This window comes from Dolichospermum sp. UHCC 0352 (assembly GCF_009711925.1).
Lineage (GTDB): Bacteria > Cyanobacteriota > Cyanobacteriia > Cyanobacteriales > Nostocaceae > Dolichospermum > Dolichospermum lemmermannii.
In genome coordinates, this window is the sequence record NZ_VIKY01000295.1 from 1 (window position 1) to 11886 (window position 11886).

Sequence of the window (11886 nt, forward strand, 5' to 3'; positions counted from 1 at the left end):
GAAGCATTTGGAGAACTATTTTTGGCAATGACCGATAATTTATCTTCCAAATGCTTCGCCCCTACTGACAACTAACATTTAACAGATTATGCAAAATTTGCAGAACTTTCGGGATTATTACGAAATTTTAGGGGTTTCTAAAGATGCCACCAGTGAAGAAATCAAGAAGGTTTATCGGCGTTTAGCTAGACAATATCACCCTGACCTTAATCCTGGGAATAAGGAAGCTGAGGAGAAATTTAAAACCATTGGTGAGGCTTATGAAATCCTTTCTGATTCTAGCAGGCGATCGCAATATGACCAATTTAGCCGCTATTGGCAACAAAACGGCTTTGCTGGCAATAAACAAACTCCCAAGCCAAAAGGTTGGGATAACCGCGCTAACGCTCGTTCTAGTCAAGAAGTAGACCCCAGCCAATTTAACGATTTTGAAAGTTTTGTTAATCAAGTAATTGGTGTCAGCAATCGCAAAGATCCCAAAAGTAGTCCCGGAAGTACCAGCACTAGCGACCCCTTTCGCAGTCCCAGAACCAAAGTTTCATATACAGTTAATACCCCGCCACCCCGTGCCACCCGTCGGGATATCGAAGCTAGATTAACCTTACCTTTAGAAAAAGCTTATCAAGGTGGTAACGAAAGAATCCGTTTAGAAGATGGACGTTCTCTCGAAGTGACTATGCCCCCAGCTATGGTAACAGGGCAAACTATCCGCTTACGAAATCAGGGAATTAGTGGTGGTGATTTATACTTAAAAATTACCGTTGATCCTCATCCTTTGTTTAAGTTAGAAGGCATTAATATCTTCTGTCAAGTACCTGTGACTCCCAGTGAAGCAACTTTAGGCGGACAAGTCGAAGCACCTACCCTTGATGGTCCAGTGAAAATGACCATTCCTGCTGGTGTCAGGTCTGGGCAAAGATTCCGTCTTGGTAATAAAGGCTACCCTGGCGAAACTGGTCAACGTGGTGATCAATTAGTGGAAATTCAGATAGTAACTCCCAAAAATATTAGTCCTCAAGAACGAGAACTTTATGAAAAATTACGAGAAATAGAAACCTTTAAACCTCGCGCTGATTTAATTTAACAATAAAACAAACTACAGAAGCAACAAGAGAAATTAATTTCTCCACAGATGGCTCAGATGCAGAGTGGGTAGAGAATTTTAGATTCCTGGATCTGTTACCATGAAAATAGATCCTCCACTAACTTGCAGCTATGACCGTCAGCCAAAATATTGAACCCGGTTTAGATGTAATATTTCCACCAAGTAATCTAGAAAGTGACGAACCACCTTTGGAATCATCTTTACATCTACAACAAATGCTACTACTAATCCAATGTCTCAATTGGTGGTGGCGAGATATAAATAAAATTAATAATTATTTTGTTGCTGGGAACATGACTGTTTATTATAGTCCTCGGCAAATTAAAACTAAAGATTTTCGTGGTCCAGATTTTTTCCTAGTGCTGGATACAGAAAACCGCGAGCGAAATAGTTGGGTAGTCTGGGAGGAAGGTGGTAAATATCCTAACTTAATTATAGAATTGCTTTCTCCCTCCACTGCTTCCACTGATAAAGGGTTAAAAAAACAAATTTATCAAGATATTTTCCGCACACCTGAATATTTCTGGTTTAATCCGCAAAATTTAGAATTTGCTGGTTTTATCTTGTTTGGTGGAACATATCAACCCATAGAACCTAATCCTCAAGGTTTATTATGGAGTCAGCAGCTAAATTTATATTTGGGTGTCCATGACGGTAAATTGCGTTATTTTCTGCCAGAAGGACAGTTAATGCTAACACCAGAAGAATATGGAGTACAAGCAACCCAACGTGCAGAACAACAAGCCCAACTCACAGAAGAAGCAACCAAACTCGCAGAACAACAAACCCAGCGTGCAGAACAACAAACCCAACTCGCAGAACAAAAAGCCCAACTCGCAGAACAACAGGCTCAACGTGCAGAACAACAAACCCAAATCGCAGAGGAAGCAACCCAACGTGCAGAACGTTTAGCTGCCAAACTCAGAGAATTGAATATTGACCCCGACATTTTATGAAATTAGGACAGCAATTCTCATTTTGAACTGAAACCCATCTCAGTTGGAAAAACTTAAACAAGAGAATAGGCTTTTTAGAGAAAGTTATTGAGAAATATTTTTAATAGGTCGCACAAAATTTCCAAAATGAGAATTGCTGATGTTTTGTGGCTATTTCTGCTATAGCTACCCAAGAGATTTAGAATAGAAAAAAACTTATTTGAGCAAAGTGACTCAAAAAACCGTAAACCAAAATGAGGAAGTCCCACACAGCAGCGAAATTACCTATTACTCCCTGCTAGGACTCTATCCTGGAGCATCAGTAATTGATATTCGTCGCGCTTATCGAGAACTGAGCAAACTCTATCATCCAGATACGACAGAATTACCTGCTAATATTGCTACTGCTAAATTTCAGCAAATAAACACAGCCTACGCTACCCTCTGTAACCCAGAACGACGATTGAGCTATGATTTGAAAGTGGGTTATTCCCGTTTTGACGTAATTCAAGCACCACCCGATTTAAACCAGTCTGTACATAAGCCTTACGATTTTTCCAAATCAATGTATCTCGATGCTACAGATCGCCCTTTGTCTTCTGGAGAAATATTTGTATTATTTATTTTGGGGTTGACCATTGTTGGTTGTATGCTATTAGCGATTGCGATCGCCATTCTCCGTGGAGAAGCAATCAGTTAAACTCAATTTCTCACCTCTAAAATCACCAATAATCTTGAATTGAATTGAATTGCTTATGCTTTCCGCTAATACACCACTGTATAGTCATTCTTTACCACAAATCGAACAATGGCTAAAAAACCAAGGTTGTCAACAAGACGATACCCAACTACATTGTTGGCGTGTCCAACGATCTAGTTGGGAAGCGGAACTTTGGTTAGATACTGAACAAATTACAGTTCGCTATTTTCAATCAGGAGAAAACCGTCAAGATATTCAACGTTCCTTTAAATATTCCCTGAGTCGGGAAGACATCGAAGAAGCCGTTTTTTCAGGGCCATAATCTATAGCAGGAGTCAGAAGTTGGGATTTTGGATTGATTACTGCATCTAAAATCCAAAATTGTCAGACTTTCCCAAAACGGCGTTCTCGTTGTTGATAAGCAGATAAAGCGCGATGAAATTCATGACGGTTAAAATCCGGCCAGAGAGTATCAGAAATATAAATTTCACTATAAGCCATTTGCCAAAGTAAGAAATTCGATAATCGCATTTCTCCACTGGTGCGAATTAATAAATCTGGATCTGCTATTCCAGCCGTATATAAATGAGCTTCAAATACTTCTTCAGATATATCTTCAGGCTGTAGTAAATCTTCTTTAACCTTTTGAGCGATCGCCCGACAAGCTTGTAAAATCTCCTGTCTACCCCCATAATTAGTCGCTATTGTAAACCGAATACTGCGATTATCCTTAGTTTGATCCATAGAATGGGAAATCTCAGCCTGAAGAGCCTGTGGTAAAGCCGATAAATTACCCACAAACTGAATTTGCACATTTTCCTCCACCATTTCCCGCAGTTCTTGGCGTAAAACGCGCTGAAATAGATTCATCAAAAATTCTACCTCCTCCTCTGGTCTTTGCCAATTCTCCGTTGAAAAAGCATAGGCAGTTAGTGCTTTAATTCCCCAGTCTTTGCAACAGTGCAGCAAATCCTTGAGAACATTTACACCGGCTTTATGACCCATCATCCGGGGTAGACCGCGACTTTTTGCCCATCGGCCATTACCATCCATAATTACCGCGACGTGCTGAGGGAGTAATTCTTGTTTTAAATCAAGAGGTAAATATTGCAATTCAGTTTGTTGTGTTTTCATTTTTTATCTTGAGAAGCGGTCGTACCCCTACGGGTAGCGTGTCGAAGACAAGGTAGCCTAAGTAACCGGGACATTAATTTTAGTGATTGATCACCAAGTTGACGAACTAAACTGAAAAGACCAGGTGCATGAGCTTCCCGATCTACAGTGGGAGAGAATCGAGTCTCTAAAGACTCTTTGAGCTTTTTAATAGTTAGTGGTCTATATAGAGTTCCCTTTTCCGCTAAGGAAATAGAACCCGTTTCTTCTGATACAACAACACAAATACAATTTTCGACCCTTTCAGTAATTCCCATTGCCGCCCGATGGCGTGTTCCCAACTGCCGCGACGCTGTGCGTCCTGAAAGTGGTAAAATTATACCAGATGATACAATGCGCGAACCACGAATTAACGTTGCTCCATCATGTAACAAAGTTTTCGGTTGAAAAATAGTTTGGATCAGTTCTTTAGAAACTTCAGCATTTAGCTTCACTCCTGGAACGGAGAAATCTTGTTCTTCAATGGGTCCTGTAGTTTCTAAAATTAGTAAAGCGCCAATCCGATTTTTTGATAACTCTTTAATTGCATCAACAATTTCATCAATTACACTATCCGACTTAGGAATTGCTCTAGCGTTATTCCGAAATAACTGCCAAAATTCACCACGTCCCAATTGTTCTAAAAAACGGCGAAATTCTGATTGCAGTGCTACAGCCATAGCCACAGCACAGCCAATCACCAATTTTTCCAGGACAAAATTTAGGAGGGGTAATCCCAATTTGCCACTGAGTGCCGAGCAGAGCATTAAGACTATAAACCCTCGCACCATCCATAAAGTGCGCCGTTCACTAATAATAACCAGGATCATGTATGTCAGTGCCAGCACTAACATTATATCCAGAGTCCCAAGGAACAAGGACTGTGACCTATCTCCCAGGTTTATCAGCCATTGCTTCCACCAATCTCTCATAAAACCTCGCCGTATGCAGGAAACTCAGAGTCTTCAGACCTGAGAGGGAAGCGACACGAGCGATTAAAGTCGCCGTGACATTTGTGGTAAAATTAAATTGCGAGTAAGAATTATTGTCTACGTATTGAAGCATCCTAGTACGGAGAAATCCCGGCTCCTGTGAAACAACGGTTAGATTTTCTAACGGCAGTATGACGAGAAAGAGCAAGCAATGGCAGGTTGACTGAGCGTACCGTGCCACAGGCTTAGTGACAGATTCCGATAGCGCAGCGTGGCTTTAGCCATAGCATTTTGAACAAAAGTAAGCGCAATTTCAACACCTTAGTTGGTAGTTGTTTTGAGCGTTTAGTCGGCGTTTGACGGTCGCAGCGAGAGTTTTACTCTGTCCGCAGAATCTCAGTGGCTGAAGCCATGAGAGTGTCAAGACATCTGGATTCTTATAGTCAGTTGTCAGTTGTCAATTGTGATTTTTTAACCACTGACCACTGACCACTGACTACTGACTATTTCAGTCTTTCCGGTAGGCAATCTTGTCGAATCAAATCTTGATAAGTTTCGCGCTGCAAAATTAAATTTGCTTCACCATTTGCCACTACAACTGCTGCCGGTCGGGGGAGACGATTGTAATTAGATGCCATACTGTAATTGTACGCACCAGTTCCCATAACTACGAGAATATCATTTGCTTCAGTTTTTGGTAGTTGGGCATTTTTAATCAGAATATCCCCTGATTCGCAGTGTTTACCAGCTAATGTGACGGTTTCAGTGCAGGGGGTAGATATTTTATTAGCAACTACTACCCGATAAACTGATTGGTAGGTGATAGGGCGGGGATTATCGGACATTCCGCCATCAATCGCTACGTAGGTGCGAATTTCGGGAATAACCTTCGTAGCACCAACAGTATAAGCCGTGACGCAAGATGTGGCTATGAGCGATCGCCCTGGTTCACAGAGTAATTTTGGTAAAGGCAGATTTTCCGAGATACAAGCAGTTTGTACAACCTCACAAATTGCCTTAGACCATTCCACAATGCTTGGTGGATCATCAGATTCTGTATATCTAATCCCTAAACCACCACCAACATTTAATTCTCTCACCTTTAATCCATGTTTAGCCGCATCTCTTAACCACTGCACCATCACAGCAGCTAAATCTCTATGTGGTTGACGTTCAAAAATTTGTGAACCAATATGAGCGTGTAACCCCACACAGTTTAAACTGGGCTGCTTACTTACAAAAGCAAATACTTCTTGTAAATCATGGGGATCAAAACCAAATTTACTATCTAAGTGTCCAGTACGAATATATTCGTGGGTATGGCATTCTATCCCAGGAGTTAAGCGTAGCATAATCCGAATGGGCGAAAGATCAGAATTTTCTGTGTTCTCCCCTGCTATCTTCACCAGCAGATCTAATTCATGCCAGTTATCCGCTACAATAGTACATCCAGACTGAATCGCTAAAACTAACTCATCATGAGATTTGTTATTTCCATGTAAGTAAATCTTATCAGGACTCATACCCGCATTCAGCGCAGTATAAAGTTCGCCACCGGATACTACATCAATTCCTAACCCTTCTGAGGCAACAATGGCACAAACAGCTAAACAATTCCATGCCTTAGAAGCATAAAGTACCTGAGATTCTCCCTTGTAATATTCCTTAAAGGTATCTCGATATTGCCTACAAGCTGTCCGCAGGGTTTCCTCATCTAAAATATATAAAGGTGAAGCAAACTGTTCAACTAGGGTTGTGACATCACACCCACCGATTTCCAGATGATCATGATCATTAACTCTCGCTGTCAAAGGTAAGAGTTGTTGGTTAGGAGAAATATCAGCACTGTCACCAGTTGTTGACTGTAAATATTGACGGCCAGAAAGTTGAACTTCGACGGGGTAAGTCGATACCATAACTAATAAGAGTTGTCTTTGTGAAAAATCAGGCCATGAGTATATGTCCTGATTTCCAGTTTAACCTCTCATTGGTAATGGATAATTGGTAATTGGTAATTAACCTTCCTCAATCCTCAAAAATTGTGATTTCATCCGACTTAAAAATTCAATCTTTAACCACAGATAATTTAACTGAACTATTAGAACTAGATAAGGCTTGTTTTGATGGTTTATGGACTATGGAAGGCTACCTGCGGGAGTTAGAAAGTCCTAATAGTCATTTTTTGGGTTTATTTTCCCCTTTTAATCATTCTGAACTCTTGGGAATGGGGTGCTTTTGGTCAATTCTAGAAGAAGCACACATTACAATTTTGGCAGTTCATCCCCAATATCATGGTCAAGGGCTAGGAAAAGCCTTATTATATTCCCTTCTGCAAACTGCGGCTGATCTTGGTTTGGAAAGAGCTACCCTCGAAGTCCGCGATTCTAACTACGTTGCTATTTCTTTGTATCAAAAGTTTGGTTTCAAAACTGCGGGAAAACGACGGGGTTATTACAAAGATAACAATGAGGATGCCTTGATTCTTTGGCTTTCTGAACTACAACAACCACATTTTTTCAAAAATCTAGATAAATAGGCAATAGACAAGTCTAATAAATTCACCCTTCTAGATTCCAACGAACAACTAACAACGAACAACTGACAACGAACAACTGACAACTAACAACTGACTAATCTTCCAGTGATTGGGCTTGAACTTCAACCGCTGTCACATCAATTGTTCCTTCTGGTGTGAAGCGTTGGAATTGAAAGTTTTTAACTAATAGTTGTTCACCGCAGTTAACACATTGTACTTGGCTGTTATTTACCCCTGTTAATTCATATCCACATACGGGACACTGGTTAGTAACTAGATTTTTTGCTAACCACCAACGAAACCCCAAGAATGCTACCACAGGTAAAAAAAACAATAACCCCAAAATAATTACTAAAGAATTAACTAACCAGCCTAATCCCAATGATGCTAATAGCCAGGCGATTGCTAACAGGGTCAACCAAGGGCGGATCTTTTCAAAATTGAATTGCAAGTTTTTGGTCATGTCTCTTTCTTTGTGCTATTGACTCTAGGATAGCGAGTTTAGTCCTGGGTTATCCCCCAGTAATACAGGTATTTCATCAGCCATTGCCTCTAAATATACAATCCTCAAGTTTGCTTGCGAGGTTATTATGCAAAAATCAGCTAGACGATCATGAAATATTAATTCTTCTTTAAATATTATTTTTGATGCGGAAGAAAATTGCTTTCGTTGCGTCTGATCACCAGAAATATCAGACAATAACCCCAAACTGTCATCATTTTGACTTTTAACTTCCGCTTTGCGGTGCTAGTTCTTAATGTTGTCCTTCTAAACAATATTTAACAATTAACAGGCAATTTCTAGTATCTGAATCACGTTCATAGACTACTTTATCTGCCAAACGGCGGAGTAAAAACCACCCATATCCACCTACTTGCAGAGTCCCAGGTTCTGGCTCGGTGATCACGTCAGGATTAAATGGTTTTCCATAATCCCAAATTCTTATTTCCAGTTTATCAATCCATAAACTGACTTGAATTTCTATAGTTGTTTCCGGTGGTAAAGCATGATGAGCATGACGAACTGCGTTGGTAAAGCCTTCTGCTAATGCTAGGTTAAGACAATAAACTTGGGTATCTGACCAGCCATATTTAGGTAAATATCGCTCACAGAATTCTTCAAACCATTGTTGTACTTGGATCAAGAGTTTAAGATCGCTCTTTACCGTTTGATGGTCTTGCTGCACTATGCTAAGCATTGACCGTGACTTGGATAGAAAGTAATTGAAAAGTATTTGCGTTTTTTTGTGATTGATAATTTCACATTTAGGAATTTAGTTAACGTCTGTTGATCTTCAAAAGCATATCTCTTTTGAAATATCAGTAACAAGTAGACCATAAAAGATTTACGGCTAGTACCGCAGGGCGGAATTAAAAATTAACAATTAAAAATTAAAAAGCAGATGGTATAAGCTTTTCAGGGATTTTTAATGGTTGCTTAACTTACGCCGTATTGTACTAGTTGTTTGTCAGATATTATCCCGTATATGCTCTTGAAAATTACAGACGTTACTGGATTTAGTTTTGACTGAACTATCTTAGAACAATCCTAAAGTTAAGGATTTGTCTAATGGGAGTGCAGCACCAATACCTAGCCACAGGGTAACAAGAGTCCCAAAAAGAAATACTGTTGTTGCTACAGGGCGACGGAAGGGGTTTTGAAACTTATTCACGTTTTCCAAGAAAGGAACGAGAATTAGTCCCAAGGGGACAGCAGCCATTGCTAATACACCTAATAGTTTACTAGGTAATGAGCGGAGAATCTGGAATACAGGATATAAGTACCACTCTGGCAAAATTTCCAAAGGAGTAGCGAAAGGATTGGCTGGTTCACCGATCATCGCGGGATCTAGAGTTGCTAGAGCCACAATACAGGCGAAAGAACCCATAATGACGACTGGGAATATATAGAGCAAATCGTTGGGCCAAGCAGGTTCACCATAGTAATTGTGACCCATGCCTTGGGCAAGTTTAGCTCTCAATTTGGGATCGCTCAGATCCGGTTTTTTTTGCGTTGACATTTTTAAATTCGCTCTCCGACTGAAGTGAAGTTAAAGAATTGGTGAAAGCTATCAACAATACAACTAGCTCAAGTTTCCGATGGTAGTTTATGTCTACAACTTACAAGTTATTTTCTCTTTAGTTTAAAACAAACTACGATGATCTGGAAACACAAGTTTTGCCTATTTGCTAATAACTTTGATTACAAAGGTCCAGAAATACCTTGTTTGCGAATCATCAAGAAGTGGAACAACATGAAGACGGCAATTAACCAAGGAAGAACGAAGGTGTGAGCGCTATAGTAGCGGGTAAGTGTAGCTTGACCAACACTAGAACCACCACGGAGTAAATCGGAGATGAGAACGCCGACTACGGGAATGGCTTCTGGTACACCACTAACAATTTTTACAGCCCAGTAACCAACTTGATCCCAAGGCAGAGAGTAGCCTGTTACACCGAAGGAAACGGTGATAACTGCGAGGATAACACCACTGATCCAGGTTAATTCGCGGGGCTTTTTGAAGCCACCGGTTAGATAAACACGGAAGGTGTGGAGAATCATCATTAATACCATCATGCTGGCTGACCAGCGGTGAATGGAGCGAATTAACCAACCAAAGTTGACTTCATTCATGATGTACTCGACAGAGGAGAAAGCTTCAGCAACTGTAGGTTTGTAGTAGAATGTCATCGCAAATCCAGTGGCGAACTGAATCAGGAAGCATACTAGGGTAATTCCACCTAAACAGTAGAAGATGTTAACGTGGGGAGGTACGTATTTGGTGGTGATATCATCAGCAATTTCTTGGAGATCCAAGCGTTCCTCAAACCAGTCATAAACGTTGGCCATACAATCCTAAGTTCCTAAAAATAGATTGCGGTTGATAAGTTTTGTGATGCGAAGCTTAGTCATGAGTGACTATTCAACTAACCTCAGTTAGAGGGTTCGCTTCTCGCTTCATCCAAGAGAATGGGCTTCTATTGGTCTACGAGCGTAAATTCGGGTGTAACTCACCCTATTTTTGAGAAATCCCCCTGTCTCTCGTCTTTGCCAGCCAACGCTAACTATGTTGACTCCAAAGAAGATTTTATCGTTGATCAGGAAGAATGGACATCTCACAAATTTGGACTAGCAAGTTTATGAGAAGAATGCACTTCTTCTATAAAAAAAGTAACATAGTCGAGAGATAGATTTCATCAGCAACTGATCATTACAGAAAGTTTTAGGGAATTTGAGTCTGAGATGGCACTGAAATTAGGGTTCATTCACAAACGGTTTTGGCGGCTAGGATGTTTACTACTATTGCTTTTTGGTTTGGTGTTGGCAGGATATGTTCCTCCGGCTTCAGCTTTGACCCCAGAACAGAAGCTAGTTTATGAAGTGTGGCGAATTGTTAATCGCTCTTATTTAGATGGGACTTTTAACCATCAAAGCTGGCTTGATGTGCGACAAAAGGCGTTAAAAGGCAACTTCGCCAACCATGAAGCAGCTTATTCTACTATTCAGTCTATGCTGAAGAGCCTGGATGATCCTTTTACCCGGTTTCTTGAGCCTGAGAAGTATCGCAGTTTGCAAGTTAGCACTGCTGGAGAATTAACTGGGGTGGGTTTACAAATTACTCTCAATCCACGTGGTGGTTTGGAGGTAATTACACCTATTGAAGATTCTCCAGCCGACAAAGCGGATTTAAAACCACGCGATCGCATTTTGAAGATTGAGGGTTTATCTACAGAGAATTTGACTCTTGATGAGGCTGCGGCACGAATGCGTGGATCAAGGGGCAGCGTTATTACGCTTTTAATTGGCAGGGAAGGAGAAAAGGACCGGGAAGTTATCTTGGTGCGCGATCGCATTGCTCTTAATCCTGTTGTCTCTGACTTACGATTATCCCCGGAAGGAACCAAGATTGGTTATTTGTCCCTGAGTCAATTTAGTGCCAATGCCGTTACTGACTTGGCACACGCTATTTCTATTCTAGAAAAAAAAGGCGCGTCTGCCTATATTCTTGATTTAAGAAATAATCCGGGTGGACTCTTACAAGCGGGAATTGAAATTGCTCGTTTATGGTTAGACTCTGGCACAATCGTTTACACTGTCAACCGTCAAGGCATTCAGGGAACTTATGAAGCCTTTGGTCCAGCCTTAACCACAGATCCTTTAGTAATTATCGTTAATCAAGGAACTGCCAGCGCCAGCGAAATCCTCGCAGGTGCTTTACAAGATAATCATCGCGCCCAGTTAGTCGGGGAAACGACTTTTGGGAAGGGCTTAATTCAATCTTTGTTTGAATTATCGGACGGTTCTGGTTTGGCGGTGACAATTGCTAAATATGAAACTCCTAACCATCGAGATATTAATAAGTTGGGAATTAAGCCAGATCAAATTATTCCCCAACCATCACTTAACCGGGAACAAATCGGCACAAAGGCAGATGTTCAATATCAAGCGGCTATCGAACTTTTGAGTAAAAAATTGGTAATGGGTCATTAGTTAGTTGTCAGTTGTCAGTAGGGGCGAAGCATTT

13 protein-coding genes are annotated in these 11886 nt (G+C 40.7%); 6 read left to right on the forward strand and 7 right to left on the reverse strand.

From position 1 onward, the window contains the following. Window positions 1-88: 88 nt before the first annotated feature. From FJR06_RS21470 to FJR06_RS21485, 4 genes are all read left to right on the forward strand, one after another. A complete protein-coding gene (locus FJR06_RS21470) occupies window positions 89-1084 on the forward strand; it encodes a DnaJ C-terminal domain-containing protein (RefSeq protein WP_015083366.1) in 996 nt (331 codons plus the stop codon). Between the two features lie 131 nt (window positions 1085-1215). After that, complete coding sequence (locus FJR06_RS21475; RefSeq protein ID WP_015083367.1) at window positions 1216-2061, forward strand: Uma2 family endonuclease; 846 nt, start codon at window positions 1216-1218, stop codon at window positions 2059-2061. Window positions 2062-2269: 208 nt separating this feature from the next. Next, window positions 2270-2740, forward strand: coding sequence for a J domain-containing protein (locus tag FJR06_RS21480; protein ID WP_015083368.1), 471 nt, complete (start codon window positions 2270-2272; stop codon window positions 2738-2740). Window positions 2741-2795: 55 nt separating this feature from the next. Further along, window positions 2796-3062, forward strand: coding sequence for a DUF3143 domain-containing protein (locus tag FJR06_RS21485; RefSeq protein ID WP_168652237.1), 267 nt, complete (start codon window positions 2796-2798; stop codon window positions 3060-3062). A gap of 62 nt (window positions 3063-3124) precedes the next feature. Here the strand turns inward: FJR06_RS21485 and FJR06_RS21490 are convergent, their stop codons facing one another. The 3 genes from FJR06_RS21490 to lysA form a co-directional block, all read right to left on the reverse strand. Further along, window positions 3125-3874, reverse strand: coding sequence for an isoprenyl transferase (locus FJR06_RS21490; protein WP_015083370.1), 750 nt, complete (start codon window positions 3872-3874; stop codon window positions 3125-3127). Further along, entirely contained in the window at window positions 3871-4824 is a 954-nt protein-coding gene (gene cdaA, locus FJR06_RS21495) for a diadenylate cyclase CdaA (RefSeq protein ID WP_015083371.1), read from the reverse strand. The genes FJR06_RS21490 and cdaA overlap by 4 nt, the downstream gene beginning before the upstream one ends. Before the next feature lie 503 nt (window positions 4825-5327). Beyond that, window positions 5328-6740, reverse strand: a complete 1413-nt coding sequence (lysA, locus tag FJR06_RS21500) for a diaminopimelate decarboxylase (protein ID WP_015083372.1) — start codon at window positions 6738-6740, stop codon at window positions 5328-5330. A gap of 125 nt (window positions 6741-6865) precedes the next feature. Between lysA and rimI the strand changes: the two genes are divergently transcribed. Next, window positions 6866-7360, forward strand: coding sequence for a ribosomal protein S18-alanine N-acetyltransferase (gene rimI / locus FJR06_RS21505; protein ID WP_015083373.1), 495 nt, complete (start codon window positions 6866-6868; stop codon window positions 7358-7360). A 94-nt stretch (window positions 7361-7454) separates the two neighbouring features. Here the strand turns inward: rimI and FJR06_RS21510 are convergent, their stop codons facing one another. The 4 genes from FJR06_RS21510 to petB form a co-directional block, all read right to left on the reverse strand. Next, the gene (locus tag FJR06_RS21510; protein ID WP_015083374.1) at window positions 7455-7823 is read right to left on the reverse strand and encodes a hypothetical protein; all 369 of its coding nucleotides are present in this window, start codon (window positions 7821-7823) and stop codon (window positions 7455-7457) included. 292 nt (window positions 7824-8115) lie between these two features. Further along, window positions 8116-8559 (reverse strand): anti-sigma regulatory factor, encoded by a 444-nt coding sequence (locus tag FJR06_RS21515; RefSeq protein WP_015083375.1) that lies wholly within the window; start codon window positions 8557-8559, stop codon window positions 8116-8118. Between the two features lie 339 nt (window positions 8560-8898). Next, window positions 8899-9381, reverse strand: coding sequence for a cytochrome b6-f complex subunit IV (gene petD, locus FJR06_RS21520; protein ID WP_015083376.1), 483 nt, complete (start codon window positions 9379-9381; stop codon window positions 8899-8901). Window positions 9382-9563: 182 nt separating this feature from the next. Further along, window positions 9564-10211: a cytochrome b6 gene (gene petB / locus FJR06_RS21525; RefSeq protein WP_015083377.1), complete on the reverse strand. Its 648-nt coding sequence runs from the start codon at window positions 10209-10211 to the stop codon at window positions 9564-9566. 393 nt (window positions 10212-10604) lie between these two features. Between petB and ctpA the strand changes: the two genes are divergently transcribed. Next, window positions 10605-11852, forward strand: a complete 1248-nt coding sequence (ctpA, locus tag FJR06_RS21530; RefSeq protein ID WP_015083378.1) for a carboxyl-terminal processing protease CtpA — start codon at window positions 10605-10607, stop codon at window positions 11850-11852. Window positions 11853-11886: the final 34 nt, after the last annotated feature.

What these genes read in the sequence shown, in the direction of transcription:
- FJR06_RS21470 (WP_015083366.1), top strand. Translation starts at nt 89, where the DNA reads ATGCAAAATTTGCAGAACTTTCGGGATTATTACGAAATTTTAGGGGTT.
- FJR06_RS21475 (WP_015083367.1), top strand. Translation starts at nt 1,216, where the DNA reads ATGACCGTCAGCCAAAATATTGAACCCGGTTTAGATGTAATATTTCCA.
- FJR06_RS21485 (WP_168652237.1), top strand. Translation starts at nt 2,796, where the DNA reads ATGCTTTCCGCTAATACACCACTGTATAGTCATTCTTTACCACAAATC.
- FJR06_RS21490 (WP_015083370.1), bottom strand. Translation starts at nt 3,874, where the DNA reads ATGAAAACACAACAAACTGAATTGCAATATTTACCTCTTGATTTAAAA.
- cdaA (WP_015083371.1), bottom strand. Translation starts at nt 4,824, where the DNA reads ATGAGAGATTGGTGGAAGCAATGGCTGATAAACCTGGGAGATAGGTCA.
- lysA (WP_015083372.1), bottom strand. Translation starts at nt 6,740, where the DNA reads ATGGTATCGACTTACCCCGTCGAAGTTCAACTTTCTGGCCGTCAATAT.
- FJR06_RS21510 (WP_015083374.1), bottom strand. Translation starts at nt 7,823, where the DNA reads ATGACCAAAAACTTGCAATTCAATTTTGAAAAGATCCGCCCTTGGTTG.
- FJR06_RS21515 (WP_015083375.1), bottom strand. Translation starts at nt 8,559, where the DNA reads ATGCTTAGCATAGTGCAGCAAGACCATCAAACGGTAAAGAGCGATCTT.
- petD (WP_015083376.1), bottom strand. Translation starts at nt 9,381, where the DNA reads ATGTCAACGCAAAAAAAACCGGATCTGAGCGATCCCAAATTGAGAGCT.
- petB (WP_015083377.1), bottom strand. Translation starts at nt 10,211, where the DNA reads ATGGCCAACGTTTATGACTGGTTTGAGGAACGCTTGGATCTCCAAGAA.
- ctpA (WP_015083378.1), top strand. Translation starts at nt 10,605, where the DNA reads ATGGCACTGAAATTAGGGTTCATTCACAAACGGTTTTGGCGGCTAGGA.